Here is an 18997-nt window from a genome sequence, read left to right as displayed (position 1 = left end):
ACGCCCGGTTACATTTCGAACCCGGAAGCTAAGCCTTTCAGCGCCGATGGTACTGCAGGGGGGACCCTGTGGGAGAGTAGGACGCCGCCGAACAACCCGCCCTTTTAGCTCAGTCGGTAGAGCGTCTCCATGGTAAGGAGAAGGTCAACGGTTCGATTCCGTTAAAGGGCTCCAAAGAAAAAGGCCCCCGCCAATTGGCGGGGGCCTTTTTTGCGTTCAGGACCGGATCGGCCGGGTCGGGTCCGACGGTCGGTGGCGCCCGATGGGCCCCGGACCGACCGTCGGTGGGGCTCTCAGTCGCCCGGGTGGGGCTGGGGGACGCGGAGGGCGAGGATGGCCATGTCGTCCGAGGCCGGCTCCGCGGCGAAGCGTTCCACCGCGCGCAGCACGCGGGCCGCGACCGCGCCGGCGGTGAGGCCGGTACAGGTGGTGAGGACCTCGGCGAGGCCGTCGTCGCCCAGCATCCTGGTGCCCTCCCGGCGTTCGGTGACGCCGTCGGTGACACAGAGCAGGACGTCCCCCGGATCCAGCGTCAGGGTCTGCTCGTAGAGGTCCAGGTCCTCGATCACGCCCAGCAGGGGCTGGGGTTCCGCGGCCGGGACGACCTCGCCGTTCGGGCGGAGCCGGAGCGGGAGCGGGTGGCCCGCGCAGACGACCTTCATCAGGGCGCTGCCGTCGGGCTGCGGGTGCAGTTCGCCGTAGAGCAGGGTGAGGAAGCGGCTGCGGGCGCCCTCGTCGAGGATGGCCGCGTTGAGGCGCTCCAGGACGGCCGGGCCGCCGAGGCCCTCGCGGGCCAGCAGGCGCAGCGCGTGCCGGGCGAGGCCGGTGACCGCCGCCGCCTCCGGGCCCGTACCGCAGACGTCGCCGATGGCGAAGCCGTACACCCCGGTGCGGATCGGGAAGACGTCGTAGAAGTCGCCGCCGACCTCGTTGCCCTCGCCGGCGGCGCGGTAGATGACCTCGACCTCCATGCCGGGGATGGCCGGTGAGCCCGGCGGCAGCAGGCTGCGCTGGAGGGAGCGGCTGATCGCGGTGCGCTCGGAGTACAGCCGGGCGTTGTCGAGGGCGAGGGCCGCCCGGCGGGAGAGGTCCTCGGCGAGTTCGAGGATCTCGTGGCGGAAGTGGTCCTCGCTGGCCTTGCCCAGGGTGAGCAGGCCGATGACCCGGTTGCGGGCCCGCAGGGGCAGTACGACGGTCTCGCCGCCGACCGCGACGGAGGCCTCGGGCCAGGCGCACGCACCGGATTCGGGGAGGGCCTCGGGCGGGGTGACGCGGGACAGCAGGACCTTGAGGTCGTCGATGCGCTCCTCGTCCTCGTGCAGGACGAAGGAGAGGAACGGATCGGAGGACTGGTCGGCGATGGTGTAGACGGCGCACCACGTGGCCAGGGTCGGGACGGTCATCTGGGCCATCAGGGCCAGGGTCTGGTCCCGGTCGAGGGTGCCCGCGAGCAGGTCGGAGGCCTCGACGAGGAAGGAGAGCGAGCCGCGGCGCAGCCGTTCCAGCTCGCCGAGGCGGGCGGATTCGACGGCCAGGGCGATCCGGTCGGCCGCGAACTGGAGGCGCAGGGCGTCCTCGTTGGAGTAGCGGTCCGGGCCTTCGGCGGCGATGCCGAGGGAGCCGGTCAGGCGGCCCTCGACCTTGAGCGGGACGGTGACCGCGGAGCGCATGCCGGTGAATTCGAGCAGCGGGACGGCGCCGGGCACGGCGGCGAGGTCGTCGTGGACCGCGGGCATCCGGGCGGAGCCGTACCGGTTGGTGCCGGCTTCGACGGGGACCCGGGCGAAGCGCTGGCGGGTCGAGGGCAGGCCCGTGGTCGCCCGTACCTCCAGCTCGGTCTCGTCGTCGGTGGCCAGCAGGAGGAAGGCGGAGTCGGCGTCCAGGAGGTCGCGGGCGCGTTCCACGGTGCGCTGGAGCAGGCCGTCGAGGTCGTCGGGGGCGGGGGAGCCGATGAAGATCTCGAAGGGGTCGGCGGCGCGCGGCTCGCTGAGCGCGGCGCCGTCGGCCGGGACCCTGACGGGGGTCTGGAGCAGCGCGCGCTCGTCGTCGTGGACGAGCAGGCAGACGATCGAGGGCTCTCCGTGGGCGTCGCGGACGCGCAGGTGGGAGGCGTAGACGGGGATGATCCGGCCGTCGGCGCCGCGGATGCCGTAGCTGCCCTCCCAGCGGGACAGGCGCAGGGCCTCGGCGATGCCGGTACCGGTGCCGGGGGTCTGCGGCCAGGCGGCCAGCTCGGCGAGGGGGCGGCCGACGGCCTTCTCGGCGGGGTGGCCGAAGATGTGCTCGGCGTCCTCGTTCCAGGCGGTGACCTGGTCCGCCGCGTCGATCTGGACGACGGCGACCCGTACGCGGCTGTCGGCGAGCGGGAGCAGCTGGTCGGGGACGATCGGGCCCGCGGAGCGGGTACCGACCGGACGGTCCGGCAGGTCGAGGCGGAACCACACGTGCTTGTGGGTGGCGGTGTACTCGACGCCCCAGCGGGTGGCGAGGGCCGCGCAGAGCATCAGGCCGCGGCCGCTCTCGCGGTCCGGGTCGGCGTAGGGCCGCTCCCCGGGGTACTCCAGCGGCAGGGCGCGTTCCGGATAGCGGTCGGCGACCTCGACCCGGACGCCGTCCTCGGCGCGCAGGCACAGGACCTCGGCGCGGGTTCCGGCGTGCACTACGGCATTGGTGACCAGCTCGCTGGTGAGCACCACCGCGTCGTCGACGATGTCCGAGAAGCCCCAGCCCTGGAGCGCGTCGCGGACGAAGGCGCGGGCGGCGGCGACCGAGCGCCCTAGGGGGTCGAAGCTGGCAGCGGCCCGTGCCGTGATCACAAGTCTCCTCCGACGCGGTTGGACATCGGGTGCCAGGTTACTTACCTTCGCGGGCGGCGCGGTGCGGTCGTCGGGTATTCCCCCCACAGGGTGTGGACCGTGTGCGAAGGTGCCGAAGTGTTATGGCCTGGTTCGGCGGGGGTGAAACACTGGGCAGGCTTGGAGAGCCGGGTCGCGTGGAGTCAGGACCCGGTGGTGCGGTCGACCCTTTCGGGAGGGACACGGTGGAGTCTGGCGTAGCGACGCGCAGGACAGGTGCGCGTGCGAAGGGCGGACGGTCCCGGCGGGGGAGTACGACCGAGGTCGACACCGCCGCGTTGAACCGGCTGCTCACGGCCTTGGTGTCGATGCGGGACGGGAACTTCCGCAAGCGGCTCACGGTGTCCGGCGACGGTGTGATGGCGGAGATCGCCGCCGTCTACAACGAGGTCGCCGACCGGAACCTCCACCTGACCGGAGAGCTCTCGCGGGTCCGGCGGATGGTCGGGCGCGAGGGGAAGCTGAGCGAGCGGCTGGAGACGGGGGCCTGCGAGGGTTCCTGGGCGGCCGCGATCGACGCCTCGAACCAGCTCGTGGACGATCTGGCGCGGCCGGTCTCCGAAGTGGGCCGGGTGCTCTCGGCGGTCGCCGACGGTGACCTGGACCAGCGGATGGACCTGCGGACGCAGGCGGCCGAGGGCACCGGGCACCCGCTGCGCGGCGAGTTCCTCAAGATCGGTCGGACGGTCAACAACCTGGTCGACCAGCTCTCGGCGTTCACCGACGAGGTGACCCGGGTGGCGCTGGAGGTCGGCACCGAGGGCAAGCTCGGCGGTCAGGCCCAGGTGCGCGGTATGTCCGGTTCCTGGAAGGACCTGACCGACTCCGTCAACACCATGGCGTACCGGCTCACCGCCCAGGTGCGTGACATCGCCCTCGTCACGACGGCGGTGGCGAAGGGCGACCTGTCGCGCAAGGTCACCGTGCACGTGGCCGGTGAGATGCTCCAGCTGAAGAACACCGTGAACACGATGGTGGACCAGCTGTCGTCCTTCTCCTCCGAGGTGACGCGCGTCGCCCGCGAGGTGGGGACCGAGGGCGAGCTGGGCGGCCAGGCGAAGGTGCCCGGGGTCGCGGGCGTGTGGAAGGACCTGACGGACTCCGTCAACACCATGGCGGGCAACCTGACCGCCCAGGTGCGCGGGATCGCCCAGGTGACGACCGCGGTGGCCAACGGAGACCTGTCGCAGAAGGTGACGGTGAGCGCGCGGGGCGAGGTGGCGCAGCTCGCCGAAACGATCAACCAGATGACCGAGACCCTGCGGACCTTCGCGGACGAGGTCACCCGGGTGGCGAGCGAGGTCGGTGCCAAGGGTCTGCTCGGCGGGCAGGCGCAGGTGCCGGGTGCGGCGGGGACCTGGAAGGACCTCACCGATTCGGTGAACACGGTCTTCCGCAACCTCACCACGCAGGTGCGCGACATCGCGCAGGTGACGACGGCGGTCGCGAACGGTGACCTGTCGCAGAAGGTCACCGTGAACGTGGCCGGCGAGATGCTGGAGCTGAAGAACACCGTCAACACGATGGTGGACCAGCTCCAGTCCTTCGGCTCCGAGGTGACGCGGGTGGCCCGCGAGGTCGGTGTCGAGGGCGAGCTGGGCGGGCAGGCGCAGGTGCCGGGTGCGGCGGGGACCTGGAAGGACCTCACCGACTCGGTGAACACCGCCTTCCGCAACCTCACCGGCCAGGTCCGCAACATCGCGCAGGTGACGACGGCGGTGGCCAACGGCGATCTGTCGCAGAAGGTCACCGTGGACGTCTCCGGCGAGATGCTCCAGCTGAAGAACACTGTGAACACGATGGTGGACCAGCTGTCGTCCTTCGCCGACCAGGTCACGCGGATGGCCCGGGACGTGGGTACGGAGGGCCGTCTCGGCGGTCAGGCCCGGGTGGAGGGGGTGTCCGGAACCTGGAAGGAGTTGACCGACTCGGTCAACTTCATGGCCGGGAACCTGACGTCCCAGGTGCGCCAGATCGCCCAGGTGACGACGGCGGTGGCGCGCGGTGACCTGTCGCAGAAGATCGACGTGGACGCGCGGGGCGAGATCCTGGAGCTGAAGAACACCATCAACACGATGGTCGACCAGCTCTCCGCCTTCGCGGAGCAGGTGACCCGGGTGGCCCGGGACGTGGGTACGGAGGGCCGTCTCGGCGGTCAGGCGCAGGTGCCCGGCGTGGCCGGCGTGTGGCGCGACCTGACCGACTCGGTGAACGGCATGGCCGGGAACCTGACCTCGCAGGTGCGCAACATCGCGCAGGTCGCCACGGCGGTGGCGCGCGGTGACCTGTCGCAGAAGATCGACGTGGACGCCCGGGGCGAGATCCTGGAGCTGAAGAACACCCTCAACACCATGGTCGACCAGCTCTCCAACTTCGCGGAGCAGGTCACCCGGGTGGCCCGCGAGGTCGGTACCGAGGGGATCCTGGGCGGTCAGGCCGAGGTCAAGGGGGTCTCCGGCACCTGGAAGGACCTCACCCAGTCGGTCAACTTCATGGCGAACAACCTGACGTCGCAGGTCCGCAACATCGCCGAGGTGACCACGGCGGTCGCGATGGGCGACCTGTCGAAGAAGATCACGGTCGATGCCAAGGGCGAGATCCTGGAGCTGGTGACGACCGTCAACACGATGGTCGACCAGCTGTCCTCCTTCGCCGAGCAGGTGACGCGGGTGGCGCGCGAGGTGGGCTCCGAGGGCATCCTCGGCGGCCAGGCCCGGGTGCGCGGGGTGACCGGCATCTGGAAGGACCTCACCGACAACGTCAACCTGATGGCCAACAACCTGACGTCGCAGGTGCGCAACATCTCGCAGGTCTCGGCGGCGGTCGCCAACGGCGATCTGACGAAGAAGGTCACGGTCGAGGCGCGCGGCGAGGTCGCGCAGCTCGCGGACACGGTCAACACCATGGTCAAGACGCTGTCGTCCTTCGCCGACGAGGTGACCCGGGTGGCCCGCGAGGTGGGCACCGAGGGCCGCCTCGGTGGCCAGGCGCACGTGCCGGGGGTCTCGGGTACCTGGAAGGACCTCACCGATTCGGTGAACTTCATGGCCTCCAACCTCACCGGTCAGGTGCGCCAGATCGCCATGGTCACGACCGCCATCGCCAAGGGCGACCTGACCAAGAAGATCGACATCGACGCCCGGGGCGAGATCCTGGAGCTGAAGACCACCATCAACACGATGGTCGACCAGCTGTCGTCCTTCGCGGACCAGGTGACCCGGGTGGCCCGCGAGGTGGGCACCGAGGGGATCCTGGGCGGCCAGGCCCGCGTCCGGGACGTCGACGGCACCTGGCGGGACCTGACGGAATCCGTGAACGAGATGGCCGGGAACCTCACCCGGCAGGTGCGCGCCATCGCGGCCGTGGCCACCGCGGTGACCCGCGGCGATCTGAACCTCAAGATCGACGTGGACGCGGCGGGCGAGATCCAGGTCCTCCAGGACAACATCAACACGATGATCGCCAACCTGCGCGACACCACCTTGGCCAACAAGGAACAGGACTGGCTCAAGGGCAACCTGGCGCGGATCTCGGCCCTTATGCAGGGCCGCCGGGAGCTGGACGACGTGGCCTCGCTGATCATGAGCGAGCTGACCCCGGTGGTCTCCGCGCAGCACGGCGCCTTCTTCCTCGCCCTGCCGTCCGGCGCGGCCACGGAGCTCGGCGCCGACAGCGGTCACGACGGCCCGTACGAGCTGCGGATGCGCGGCAGTTACGCGTACGCGGGCGGCTCGATGCCGACGTCCTTCCGGCCGGGGGAGGGGTTGATCGGGACCGTCGCCGAGGAGAAGCGGACGATCCTGGTGGAGAACACCCCGCCGGGCTACCTGAAGATCTCCTCGGGGCTGGGCGAGGCGCCGCCCGCGCACGTGATCGTGCTGCCCGTGCTGTTCGAGGGGAACCTGCTCGGCGTCATCGAGCTGGCGTCCTTCCAGCCGTTCACGCAGATCCAGAAGGACTTCCTCAGCCAGATCGCCGAGATGATCGGTACGAGCGTCAACACGATCAGCGTCAACTCCAAGACGGAGATGCTGCTCAAGCAGTCGCAGGAGATGACCGAGCAACTGCGCGAGCGGTCCGACGAGTTGGAGAACCGGCAGAAGGCGCTCCAGGCCGCCAACGCGGAACTGGAGGAGAAGGCCGAGCTGTTGGCCCAGCAGAACCGCGACATCGAGGTGAAGAACACCGAGATCGAGGAGGCCCGGCAGGTCCTGGAGGAGCGCGCCGAACAGCTCGCGGTCTCCATGCGGTACAAGTCCGAGTTCCTGGCGAACATGTCGCACGAGCTGCGCACCCCGCTCAACTCGCTGCTGATCCTGGCCAAGCTGCTCGCGGACAACGCGGACGAGAACCTCTCGCCCAAGCAGGTCGAGTTCGCCGAGACCATCCACGGGGCCGGTTCGGACCTGCTCCAGCTGATCAACGACATCCTGGACCTGTCGAAGGTCGAGGCGGGCAAGATGGACGTCTCGCCGACGCGGATCGCGCTGGTCCAGCTCGTGGACTACGTGGAGGCCACCTTCCGGCCGCTGACGGCGGAGAAGGGCCTGGACTTCTCGGTGCGGGTCTCGCCGGAGCTGCCGGCCACCTTGCACACGGACGAGCAGCGGCTGTTGCAGGTGCTGCGCAACCTGCTGTCGAACGCGGTGAAGTTCACCGACGGCGGCGCGGTGGAGCTGGTGATCCGGCCCGCCGGGGCGGATGTGCCGCAGGCGATCCGGGAGCAGTTGCTGGAGGCCGGTTCGCTGCGCGAGGCGGACGCGGACCTGATCGCCTTCTCGGTGACCGACACCGGGATCGGGATCGCGGCCAGCAAGATGCTGGTGATCTTCGAGGCGTTCAAGCAGGCGGACGGCACGACGAGCCGCAAGTACGGCGGCACCGGGCTCGGGCTCTCCATCAGCCGGGAGATCGCCCGGCTGTTGGGCGGCGAGATCCACGCGGCCAGCGAGCCGGGGCGCGGCTCCACCTTCACGCTGTACCTGCCGCTGCACCCGAGCGAGCTGCCGCCGCAGGGGTACGCGCAGCCCGCGCCCGGTGGTCGCGGGGACCTCTACCGCAGGGCCGCCGAGGTGGCCCCGGTGCTTCCGGTGCCGCCTTCGCTGCCCGCGGCGCCGATGGCCGCGGTGGCGGCGGGGCCGGTGCGGCCCGCCGCGGCGCTGCCCGCGGGCGCGTCGGGAGGCGCCGCGCAGGCCGGGGGGCAGGGGCACGGCGGGGCGACGCTCTTCCGGCGGCGCCGCAAGGCGATGGGCGAACCGGGCGCGCAGAACGGCGCGCAGGGGTTCGAGGACGACTGGGGTGGCGCGGAGGACGACCTTCCGGTCGTGCCCCGGACGTACGACTTCCACGGCGAGAAGGTGCTCATCGTCGATGACGACGTCCGCAACGTCTTCGCCCTGACCAGCGTGCTGGAGCAGCACGGGCTGGCGGTGCTGTACGCGGAGAACGGGCGCGAGGGCATCGAAGTGCTGGAGCAGCACGACGATGTGACGGTCGTTCTGATGGACATCATGATGCCGGAGATGGACGGCTACGCGACGACGTCGGCGATCCGGCGGATGCCGCAGTTCGCGGGGCTGCCGATCATCGCGCTGACGGCGAAGGCGATGAAGGGCGACCGGGAGAAGGCGATCGACTCCGGGGCTTCCGACTATGTCACCAAGCCCGTCGATCCCGACTTCCTGCTGTCGGTGATGGAGCAGTGGATGCGCGGAAAGTGATCGACGGAGCGGCGAAGAGATACCAATTGCTGACTCAGTGTGTCCACATCGGTGTGGGAGGGCGATATACGGGGAACCTTCTGCTCCCCCACACCGTTTCTGCTTCGTGCACAGTGACATCTTGGTGACAGGGTGTGGCGATCTCGGGACTGGGGCTACGATGACCGGCACAAGGACGGACGGCGCACGGAAGCCGCCCGCAGGGGCGGGACCCGGGTTGAGCGCTGTGGCCAGGAGCCGGGGAGGCCCCATGCCGGGGCGAGGAGGACAGGGCATGGTGCAGAAGGCCAAGATCCTCCTGGTCGACGACCGGCCGGAGAATCTGCTGGCGCTGGAGGCCATCCTCTCCGCGCTCGATCAGACACTGGTCAGGGCGTCGTCGGGGGAGGAAGCGCTCAAGGCGCTGCTGACGGACGATTTCGCGGTCATCCTGCTGGACGTGCAGATGCCCGGGATGGACGGTTTCGAGACGGCCGCGCACATCAAGCGGCGGGAGCGGACCCGGGACATCCCGATCATCTTCCTCACCGCGATCAACCACGGTCCGCACCACACGTTCCGCGGCTATGCCGCCGGCGCGGTGGACTACATCTCCAAGCCCTTCGACCCTTGGGTGCTGCGGGCCAAGGTCTCGGTCTTCGTCGAGCTGTACACGAAGAACTGCCAGCTGCGGGAGCAGGCTTCGCTGCTGCGGCTCCAGCTGGAGGGCGGCGGGTCCGGCGGCGTCGAGGGCAAGGAGACGGCGGGTCTGCTGGCCGAGCTGTCCGCCCGGCTCGCGGCGGTCGAGGAGCAGGCCGAGGCGCTCACCAAGCAGCTCGGCGAGGAAGCGGCCGATCCGGCGGTGGTCGCGACCGCGGCGCATCTGGAGCGGAAACTGACCGGTTTGCGGCGGGCCCTGGACGCGCTGGAGCCGGGTACCGGCGGCGGCCATCCCATGCTTCCCGCGCAGGCCTGAGCGAGCGGCCGGCCCGGTCCCCGGTGCGGGGCCGGTTGCTGAGGGCGCGTCAGCTCTCGGAGTACGTCAAATGCCGCACCGGAGCTCCGACACGAACGGGTGAAGGGGCGGGCACGCGTGTTCACCGGCACGCGCACCGGTAACCTCGGGGCCATGGCCTCACGTACGTCCGGCAAGGGTTCCCAGAGCGCCGCGGGTGCCGCGAAGGCCCGCACCGGCCGTACGACGGCGCCGGCGAAGAAGGCTGCGCAGCCCGCGGGCAAGCCGCCAGCGAAGAAGGCCGCGGCCGCCAAGCGGGCTCCGGTCCGCAAGGTCGCGCCCAAACCCGCACCGTCCCCGACCGGGGGCGTGGTGCGGCTGGTGCGCGCCCTCTGGCTCGGCCTCGCGCACGCCGTCGGGGCGGTCTTCCGCGGTGTGGGCCGCGGGGCGAAGAACCTCGACCCGGCCCACCGCAAGGACGGCGTCGGGCTGCTCCTGCTCGCCCTCGCGCTGATCGTCGCCGCCGGAACCTGGTCGAACCTGAGCGGTCCCGTCGGGGATCTGGTCACGATGCTGATCACCGGTGCCTTCGGGCGGCTCGACCTGCTGGTGCCGATCCTGCTCGGGGTGATGGCGGTGCGCTTCATCCGCCACCCCGAGCAGAGCGACGCCAACGGCCGGATCGGCATCGGGCTGACCGCCCTGGTCATCGGTGTCCTCGGCCTGGTCCACATCGCCTGCGGCGCGCCCGGCCGGGACGAGGGCACCACCGCCATGCAGAACGCGGGCGGCCTGATCGGCTGGGGCGCCTCCAAGCCGCTGATCTTCACCATGGGCGCGCCGCTGGCGGTGCCGCTGCTGGTGCTGCTCACCGTCTTCGGGCTGCTGGTGGTCACCGCCACCCCCGTCAACGCCATCCCGCAGCGGCTGCGCCGACTGGGGATCCGGCTCGGGGTGATCGCGCCCAACGAGTACGACCGGGCGTACGCCGAGCAGGAGGGCGAGCGCCACGACCCCGAGCGCTGGCGGGCCAACGGGCAGGGCGCCGCCGCACCGGACCCGGCCACCCCCGCGGGCTCGGCGGAGGAGGAGGCGCTCGCCGCCCGGCGGCGCCGGCCCCGGCGCGCGCCGGGGCGCCCCGCCATGGACCGCGAGATGGACGCGGTGGACGTCGCCGCGGCCGCGGCGGCGGCCCTGGACGGGGCGGTGTACGGCGGCATGCCGCCCTCCCCGCTGGTCGCCGACCTGACCCACGGGGTCACGCCCGCGCAGGACGGCGCCGAGGTCACCGCGCCGGTGCCGACCGCGCGGGAGGAGCGCGGCGAGCGGCGGGCCGCGACGCCGGCGGCCCCGTCCAACCCGACCACCTCGTCGCTCCCGCCCGTCCCCGCGGCCCCGCCCGCCCCCGCCGCCCCGCCGGTCCCGATGGCGGCCGGCCCGGTCGGCGTGCCCGATCTGACCAAGACCCCGCCGCAGACCCAGGCGCTGCCGCCGCGCGCCGAGCAGCTCCAGCTGCGCGGGGACATCACGTACTCGCTGCCCTCGCTCGACCTGCTGGAGCGCGGTGGCCCCGGCAAGACCCGCAGCGCCGCGAACGACGCGGTGGTCGCCTCGCTGAGCAACGTCTTCATGGAGTTCAAGGTCGACGCGAAGGTCACCGGCTTCACCCGGGGGCCGACGGTGACCCGCTACGAGGTGGAGCTGGGCCCGGCGGTCAAGGTCGAGCGGATCACGGCGCTGGCCAAGAACATCGCCTACGCCGTGGCCTCGCCCGACGTACGGATCATCAGCCCGATCCCGGGCAAGTCGGCGGTCGGCATCGAGATCCCGAACACCGACCGCGAGATGGTCAACCTCGGCGACGTCCTGCGGCTGGCGGACGCGGCGGAGGACGACCACCCGATGCTCGTCGCGCTCGGCAAGGACGTCGAGGGCGGCTACGTCATGGCCAACCTCGCGAAGATGCCGCACGTGCTGGTCGCCGGCGCCACCGGCTCCGGAAAGTCCTCCTGCATCAACTGCCTGATCACCTCGGTGATGGTGCGGGCGACCCCCGAGGACGTCCGGATGGTGCTGGTCGACCCCAAGCGGGTGGAGCTGACGGCCTACGAGGGCATCCCGCACCTGATCACGCCGATCATCACCAACCCGAAGCGAGCCGCCGAGGCCCTCCAGTGGGTCGTGCGCGAGATGGACCTGCGCTACGACGACCTGGCCGCCTTCGGCTACCGGCACATCGACGACTTCAACAAGGCCATTCGCGACGGCAAGATCAAACTGCCGCCGGGCAGCGAGCGGGAGCTGAGCCCCTACCCGTACCTGCTGGTGATCGTCGACGAGCTCGCCGACCTGATGATGGTCGCCCCGCGCGACGTGGAGGACTCGATCGTCCGCATCACCCAGCTGGCCCGCGCGGCCGGCATCCACCTGGTGCTGGCGACCCAGCGCCCGTCGGTGGACGTGGTGACCGGCCTGATCAAGGCGAACGTGCCCTCGCGGCTCGCCTTCGCGACCTCCTCGCTCGCGGACAGCCGGGTCATCCTCGACCAGCCCGGTGCCGAGAAGCTCATCGGAAAGGGTGACGGGCTGTTCCTGCCGATGGGGGCGAACAAGCCCACCCGGCTCCAGGGCGCCTTCGTCACCGAGGAGGAGATCCAGGGGATCGTCCAGCACTGCAAGGACCAGATGGCGCCCGTCTTCCGGGACGACGTCACGGTCGGGCAGAAGCAGAAGAAGGAGGTCGACGAGGAGATCGGCGACGACCTCGACCTGCTGTGCCAGGCCGCCGAACTGGTCGTCACCACGCAGTTCGGCTCCACCTCGATGCTCCAGCGCAAGCTCCGGGTCGGCTTCGCCAAGGCCGGGCGGTTGATGGACCTCATGGAATCGCGCGGCATCGTCGGGCCCAGCGAGGGCTCCAAGGCGCGCGACGTGATGCTCAAAGCGGACGAGTTGGACGGGGTCCTCGCGGTCATCCGGGGAGAGACCGGACCGTGACCCGGTCGTAAAGAATCCTGGAGCAACCGTTTCCCTCGGTCGCTCGTCAAGTTGAGGAAAGGGGTGGCGCCGCGCGCCTCCGGGCCGTGGATCCGCACGGACGCGGCACGGGAGCACCGATGCCATTCGGATGGCGTACGGAGGTCACCCTCCGGTTGCTCCACCCTTTCGTCACCCCCCTAGACTGGACATCCAGCAGGTGGCTACACGCTCGAAAGGCGCCCCCGTGTCCATCGGCAACTCCAAGTCCCCCGAAGATGACCGGCCTTCGACCGACGACGTGATCGTCGAGCGGCCCGCCGCCGGTCCGTCCATCGGGACGGCCCTCCAGCAGGCCCGGATCGCCGCCGGGCTCACCGTCGACGAGGTCAGTTCCACCACCCGCGTGCGCATCCCGATCGTGCACGCGATCGAGCAGGACGACTTCACGCGCTGCGGCGGCGACGTCTACGCCCGCGGCCACATCCGTACGCTCGCCCGCGCCGTGCACCTCGATCCCGAACCCCTGGTCGAGAGCTACGACGCCGCCCACGGGGGTCGCCCGGCGCCGACCCCCGCCGCCCCGATGTTCGAGGCCGAACGGATCCGTCCCGAGCGGCAGCGGCCCAACTGGACCGCCGCCATGGTCGCGGCGATCGTCGCCGTGATCGGATTCGTCGGCTTCACCGCCCTCAAGGGCGGCGACGACGACACCAAGCGGCCGGTGGCGGAAGGTTCCGCCTCCCCGCAGCCCGCACCCAAGCAGCCCGGCGCCAAGCCGGCCAAACCGGCCGCGCCCCAGCAGACCCCGCAGGCACCCAAGCCCGAGCCCTCGGACAGCGCCATCGCGGCCGCCCCGAAGGACCTGGTCACGGTCGTCCTGACGGCCAGCACCGGCGAGAGCTGGATCTCCGCGAAGGACCACAGCGGTCGCCTGCTCTTCGACGGAACCCTCCAGCCGGGTGAAACCAAGACCTTCACCGACAAGCAGTCCATCGATCTCGTGCTCGGCGACGCCGGGGCCGTCCAGCTGTTCGTGAACGGCAAGGAGATCAAGGGCGGCTTCGAGTCGGGGCAGGTGGAGCGCCTCACCTACACCAAGGACGATCAGCGCCAGGGCCCCGCCCAGGCGGGCTGACCGGCCCTTTCACCCCCTCCCGGCGGACCCCGGGGCGCGTCCTCGCGCCCCGGGGTTCCTGCCGTCCGGGGCGGTGCGCCGGCCGGGGGCGGGGGCCGGTGCCGAGACAAAGTAGTCTTGAGTCCATGCCCGAACGCCGTACCGTCGCCCTTGTCACTCTTGGCTGCGCCCGTAACGAGGTGGACTCGGAGGAGCTCGCAGGCCGCTTGGCGGCGGATGGCTGGGAGCTCGTCGAGGACGCCGCCGATGCGGACGTAGCCGTCGTCAACACCTGTGGCTTCGTCGAAGCCGCCAAGAAGGACTCCGTAGACGCCCTGCTGGAAGCCAACGATCTCAAGGATCACGGCAGGACCCAGGCCGTCGTCGCCGTCGGCTGTATGGCCGAGCGCTACGGCAAGGAACTCGCCGAAGCGCTCCCCGAAGCCGACGGAGTCCTCGGTTTCGACGACTACGCCGACATCTCCGACCGCCTCCAGACGATCCTCAACGGTGGCGTCCACGCCTCCCACACCCCGCGCGACCGGCGCAAGCTGCTGCCGATCAGCCCGGCCGCCCGCCAGGAGGCCGAGGTCGCCCTGCCCGGCCACGCGCAGGAGCCGGTCGCCGAGGCGCCCTCGGACCTGCCCGACGGCCTGGCGCCGGCCTCCGGGCCGCGCGCGCCCCTGCGCCGCCGCCTGGGCAACAGCCCCGTCGCCTCCGTCAAGCTCGCGTCCGGCTGCGACCGGCGCTGCTCCTTCTGCGCCATCCCGTCCTTCCGCGGCTCCTTCATCTCGCGCCGTCCCAGCGACGTGCTCGGCGAGACGCGCTGGCTCGCGGAACAGGGCGTCAAGGAGATCATGCTGGTCTCCGAGAACAACACCTCGTACGGCAAGGACCTGGGCGACATCCGCCTGCTGGAGACCCTGCTGCCCGAGCTGGCCGAGGTGGACGGCATCGAGCGCGTCCGCGTGAGCTACCTCCAGCCCGCCGAGATGCGGCCCGGCCTGATCGACGTACTGACCTCGACCCCCAAGGTCGTGCCGTACTTCGACCTGTCCTTCCAGCACTCCGCCCCGGACGTGCTGCGCTCCATGCGCCGCTTCGGTGACACCGACCGGTTCCTGGAGCTGCTCGACACCATCCGCAGCAAGGCCCCGACGGCCGGTGTGCGGTCCAACTTCATCGTCGGCTTCCCCGGCGAGAAGGAATCGGACTTCGCCGAGCTGGAGCGTTTCCTCACCCACGCCCGCCTCGACGCCATCGGCATCTTCGGCTACTCGGACGAGGACGGCACCGAGGCCGTCACCTACGAGAACAAGCTGGACGAGGACACCATCGCCGAGCGGCTCGCGCACATGCAGCGGCTCGCCGAGGAGCTGACCTCGCAGCGCGCGGAGGAGCGGATCGGGGAGACCCTGGAGGTACTCGTCGAGACCGTCGTCGCGGTCGATGGCGGGGACGACGACGAGGACGATGCGGCGGGCGCCTACGGGCGCGCCGCGCACCAGGCGCCCGAGACCGACGGGCAGGTCGTCTTCACGGACGGTGCGGGCCTGGTCCCCGGGCGCATCGTCACGGCGAAGGTGGTCGGCACGCTGGGCGTGGACCTGGTGGCCGAGGCCCTGGGCGCCGACTTCGGGGATCTTGAGGAGGCGGCCGGATGACCGGAGTCCCCGCACCCGCGGCGGGCGGGACAGGCCGTCGGCCCGCGCCCGGCGCGAAGCTGGGGGCCGCGGCCGTCAACCAGGCCAGCTTGTGGAACATCGCCAACATCCTGACGATGATCCGGCTCGTGCTCGTGCCCGGATTCGTCCTGCTGCTGCTCGCCGACGGGGGCTACGACCCCGTCTGGCGGGCGTTGGCGTGGGCGGCGTTCGCCGTCGCCATGATCACCGACATCTTCGACGGGCACCTGGCCCGGACCTACAACCTGGTCACCGACTTCGGGAAGATCGCCGACCCCATCGCCGACAAGGCGATCATGGGGTCGGCTTTGGTGTGTCTGTCCTGGCTCGGTGACCTGCCCTGGTGGGTCACCGGGGTGATCCTGGGCCGGGAGCTGGGGATCACGCTCCTGCGGTTCTGGGTGATCCGCTACGGGGTGATCCCGGCGAGCCGGGGCGGGAAGATGAAGACCCTCGCCCAGGGCACGGCGATCGGCATGTACGTGCTGGCGCTGACCGGGCCGCTGGCCACCCTCCGGTTCTGGGTCATGGCGGTCGCCGTACTTCTCACAGTCGTCACGGGTCTGGACTACATTCGCCAGGCCGTCGTGCTGCGCCGGGCGGGCATCGCCGCGGAGCGGGCCGCGAGGTGACGCACGGGACGACGGAGTCCGAACGGTCACCCGAGGGCCGCGCCGCGGCCACCGGGGCCGCCGAGGTGGCTGCGTACGTCCTGGACGTGCTCGCGGAGAGTGACCAGACGGTCGCCGTCGCGGAGTCCCTCACGGGCGGACTGGTCGCCGCCGAGCTGACGTCGGTTCCCGGGGCCTCGCGGTCCTTCCGCGGCTCGGTCACGGCGTACGCGACGGAGGTCAAGCAGCGGGTGCTCGGCGTCGACGCCGAGCTGCTGGAGGCGCACGGAGCGGTGAACGCGCAGGTCGCAGAGGAGATGGCGGCCGGAGTGCGGCGTGTGCTGGACGCTTCGTGGGGCGTTTCGACCACCGGGGTGGCCGGTCCGGAGCCGCAGGACGGGCAGCCCGTGGGGACGGTTTTCATCGCCGTCGCAGGACCTGCGGGCAGGAAATCGGCCCGGCTGCGGTTGAACGGCTCGCGCGCGGAAATCCGTAGGGAGAGTGTACGGACAGTGCTCGAACTTCTCTCGAGCGAACTCCGCGAGAATCTGCGAAGGCAGGACACGGAACGGAACGGGGGGATTTGATGTTTGCAGCCCTGAGTGAACACGACATCGCTCCCCGCACGGCCGCCGCGCGAGGCGGTACGGTGGGGCGTGAAGGTTACGGCTACACGGTCAGAGGAGGGAGCCACCGATGATTCTGCTCCGTCGCCTGCTGGGTGACGTGCTGCGTCGGCAGCGCCAGCGCCAGGGCCGTACTCTGCGCGAAGTCTCCTCGTCCGCCCGAGTTTCGCTCGGCTATCTCTCCGAGGTGGAGCGGGGGCAGAAGGAGGCATCCTCCGAGCTGCTCTCCGCGATCTGCGACGCGTTGGACGTACGGATGTCCGAGCTGATGCGCGAAGTGAGCGACGAGCTGTCGCTCGCCGAGCTCGCGCAGTCGGCCGCGAGCGAACCGGTCCCGGCACCGGTGCGCCCGATGCTCAATTCGGTCTCCGTGGCCTCGGTCACGGGTGGCCCGCCGGAGCGGGTGACCATCAAGTCGCCCGTGGAAGCGGTGAATGTCGTCGCCGCTTGATCTCAAGAGCGTGAGTGTGACCGGAGCCCCGGTCGGCGTGTGGAGCGCCGGCCGGGGCTCCCGGTCGTTCCGGACCGTCGCGAGGCCGTGCGCGGCCCGCTTCTGGGTGCGCTCTCGCGGGGGGTGCGCGAGGATGGTCGAGTCCATCCCGGCCCTGGGAGGCTGCCGTGCGGCGGTTACGGAACCTGCGCGTACCCATACCCGTAGCCATACCCCTGGCCCTGGCCGTGGGTCTGCTGTGGTGGTGGGCGGTGCTCCGGCTCGCGCTGGCGCCCGCGACCGCCGGGCCGGTCGAGGGGGCGGTGGCCGTGGGCGGCTGGGGGCTCGGGCTGCTGCCGGTGCACTGCGCCCGCCACGGGGCCGCTACCAGGGCATCGCGACGCCACCGTTCGGGCGCAGGATCTGACCCGTCATGAACGACGAGGCGTCCGAGGCGAGGAAGAGCACCGTCCGCGCGATGTCCTCGGGCTCGCCGACCCGGCGCAGCGGGGACATCCGGACCATCGCGGCCTCCGTCTGCTCCTGTACCTCGGGGCTGTGGCGGCCGGTCATCGGGGTGCGGACCCACCCGGGCGCGACCGCGTTGACCCGGATGCCGTGCGGGCCCGCCTCGGTCGCCAGGGTCTTGGTGAGCTGCACGACGGCGGCCTTGGCCGCGCTGTAGCAGAGCAGGCCGGGCTGGGCGGCGTCCATGGCGCCGGAGGCCATGGTGACGATCGAGCCGGGGCGGCCGGCCGCGATCAGGGCGCGGGCCGATTCCTGGCAGGTGAACAGGATCCCCTTGAAGTTCACGTCCATCACCCGGTCGAGGTCCTCGTCCAGGGTCTCCAGCACGGTGCTCGTGTGCATGATCCCGGCGACCGCGGCCGTGATGTCCGGCGGCCCCCCGGCCTCCACCACGGCCCGCAGGGCCGCGCGGTCGGTGACGTCGAGGACGTGGACGGTGGCGGCCGCGCCACCGGTCCCGGCGACCAGGGCGGCCGTCTCGGCGAGGCCCGCCGCGTCGCGGTCCGCGCAGCGCACGGTCGCGCCCGCCCCGGCGAGGAGCACGGCGGTGGCGCGGCCGATGCCGCTGGCCGCTCCGGTGATCAGGGCGGTGCGGCCCGTGAGGTCGTAGGCGGCCAGGGAGGCGGGGGCGGGTACGGCGCGGGGTGAGGGCATGCGGGGACCGTACGACCGAATCTGACGGAGCGTCAACTACCGTACGGGGCCGGATTGGCAGCGCGGGCACCAGTAGGTGGGCCGGTCGTCCTGCGGGGCTTCGCGGACCGGGGTGCCGCAGCGCAGGCAGGGGCGGTGGGCGCGGCCGTACACGAAGAGCTCCTGGCCGCGCCGGGGGCTCCCGGTGGTGTTGCGGGGCCGGTCCTTGTTGGCGTCCAGCAGGCGGTGCGCGGCGCCGGCCAGCCGGGGCAGGGTGCGCTCCGGCTCGGGCAGGTCGCCGACCGGGGTCCAGGGGGTCACCTGGGCCAGGAAGCACAGCTCGGCCTTGTAGATGTTGCCGATCCCGGCGAGGTTGCGCTGATCGAGCAGGGCCTCGCCCAGCGGCCGGGCCGGGTCGGCGAGCAGGTTGCGGGCGGCGCGCTCCGGGTCCCAGTCCGGGCCCAGCAGGTCGGGCCCGAGGTGGCCGACGACGCGGTGCTCGTCGGCGGTGCGGAGCAGCTCCAGCACCGGGAGGCGGTACCCGACGGCGGTGCGGTCCGCGGTGGCGAGGACGGCGCGGATCTCGTACGAGGGGCCGCCGCGCCAGGGGGCGCCGGAGTCGAAGACGTTCCAGGCGCCGTCCATCCGGAGGTGGCTGTGCAGGGTGAGCCCGTCCTCGACGCGGTGCAGCAGGTGCTTGCCTCGCGGGACGACCTCAAGGGTCGTGCGGCCGGTCAGGTCGGTCAGGGCCAGGCGCGGGACGCGCAGGTCGCTGCGGACGAGTTCACGGCCGGCCAGTGCGGCGTGCAGGCGGGCGGCCGCGCGCCAGATGCTGTCACCTTCGGGCATGGGGCCATTGTGGCCCCGTGCCCGAAGGCGCGC

General features: G+C 71.4%; 12 protein-coding genes, 1 tRNA gene and 1 rRNA gene. 11 read left to right on the top strand and 3 right to left on the bottom strand.

The features are described 5' to 3' along the window. A 5S ribosomal RNA gene (gene rrf / locus ACIQWR_RS31280) occupies positions 1–93 on the top strand; the annotation flags it as partial. Positions 94–98: 5 nt separating this feature from the next. Continuing rightward, positions 99–174, top strand: a tRNA-Thr gene (locus ACIQWR_RS31275). Positions 175–293: 119 nt separating this feature from the next. On the opposite strand, the gene ACIQWR_RS31270 is transcribed toward ACIQWR_RS31275, so the two are convergent. Further along, positions 294–2852: a SpoIIE family protein phosphatase gene (locus ACIQWR_RS31270; RefSeq protein ID WP_404016445.1), complete on the bottom strand. Its 2559-nt coding sequence runs from the start codon at positions 2850–2852 to the stop codon at positions 294–296. Positions 2853–3040: 188 nt separating this feature from the next. Here ACIQWR_RS31270 and ACIQWR_RS31265 point away from each other — a divergent pair, with 188 nt between their 5' ends. The 9 genes from ACIQWR_RS31265 to ACIQWR_RS31225 all read left to right on the top strand — a co-directional run bounded on the left by ACIQWR_RS31265 (position 3041) and on the right by ACIQWR_RS31225 (position 17391). Then, the gene (locus ACIQWR_RS31265; protein ID WP_404016417.1) at positions 3041–8575 is read left to right on the top strand and encodes a HAMP domain-containing protein; all 5535 of its coding nucleotides are present in this window, start codon (positions 3041–3043) and stop codon (positions 8573–8575) included. 274 nt (positions 8576–8849) lie between these two features. Next, positions 8850–9530 (top strand): two-component system response regulator, encoded by a 681-nt coding sequence (locus tag ACIQWR_RS31260; RefSeq protein ID WP_399261927.1) that lies wholly within the window; start codon positions 8850–8852, stop codon positions 9528–9530. A 153-nt stretch (positions 9531–9683) separates the two neighbouring features. Further along, positions 9684–12506 (top strand): DNA translocase FtsK, encoded by a 2823-nt coding sequence (locus tag ACIQWR_RS31255; RefSeq protein WP_404016414.1) that lies wholly within the window; start codon positions 9684–9686, stop codon positions 12504–12506. 226 nt (positions 12507–12732) lie between these two features. After that, positions 12733–13623 (top strand): RodZ domain-containing protein, encoded by an 891-nt coding sequence (locus tag ACIQWR_RS31250; RefSeq protein ID WP_404016411.1) that lies wholly within the window; start codon positions 12733–12735, stop codon positions 13621–13623. A gap of 125 nt (positions 13624–13748) precedes the next feature. Continuing rightward, on the top strand, positions 13749–15266 hold the full coding sequence (rimO, locus tag ACIQWR_RS31245; RefSeq protein WP_404016409.1) for a 30S ribosomal protein S12 methylthiotransferase RimO: 1518 nt from the start codon (positions 13749–13751) through the stop codon (positions 15264–15266). Continuing rightward, positions 15263–15919, top strand: coding sequence for a CDP-diacylglycerol--glycerol-3-phosphate 3-phosphatidyltransferase (pgsA, locus tag ACIQWR_RS31240; protein ID WP_404016406.1), 657 nt, complete (start codon positions 15263–15265; stop codon positions 15917–15919). Before rimO ends, pgsA begins: the two co-directional genes overlap by 4 nt. Before the next feature lie 65 nt (positions 15920–15984). Beyond that, a complete protein-coding gene (locus ACIQWR_RS31235) occupies positions 15985–16485 on the top strand; it encodes a CinA family protein (RefSeq protein WP_404016442.1) in 501 nt (166 codons plus the stop codon). A 109-nt stretch (positions 16486–16594) separates the two neighbouring features. After that, positions 16595–16975, top strand: coding sequence for a helix-turn-helix domain-containing protein (locus ACIQWR_RS31230; protein WP_399261917.1), 381 nt, complete (start codon positions 16595–16597; stop codon positions 16973–16975). A gap of 167 nt (positions 16976–17142) precedes the next feature. Continuing rightward, positions 17143–17391: a hypothetical protein gene (locus ACIQWR_RS31225; protein ID WP_404016403.1), complete on the top strand. Its 249-nt coding sequence runs from the start codon at positions 17143–17145 to the stop codon at positions 17389–17391. Here the strand turns inward: ACIQWR_RS31225 and ACIQWR_RS31220 are convergent. Continuing rightward, positions 17339–18172, bottom strand: coding sequence for an SDR family NAD(P)-dependent oxidoreductase (locus tag ACIQWR_RS31220; RefSeq protein WP_404016402.1), 834 nt, complete (start codon positions 18170–18172; stop codon positions 17339–17341). The two genes, ACIQWR_RS31225 and ACIQWR_RS31220, sit on opposite strands and share 53 nt — an antisense overlap. Continuing rightward, the gene (locus ACIQWR_RS31215) at positions 18173–18964 is read right to left on the bottom strand and encodes an Fpg/Nei family DNA glycosylase (RefSeq protein ID WP_404016399.1); all 792 of its coding nucleotides are present in this window, start codon (positions 18962–18964) and stop codon (positions 18173–18175) included. Positions 18965–18997: the final 33 nt, after the last annotated feature.

Source organism: Streptomyces sp. NPDC098789, assembly GCF_044759975.1.
In the GTDB taxonomy this organism is placed as follows: Bacteria; Actinomycetota; Actinomycetes; order Streptomycetales; family Streptomycetaceae; genus Streptomyces.
Note: the sequence above shows the minus strand (reverse complement) of the source record. Positions and strands in the feature narration are given on the sequence as shown.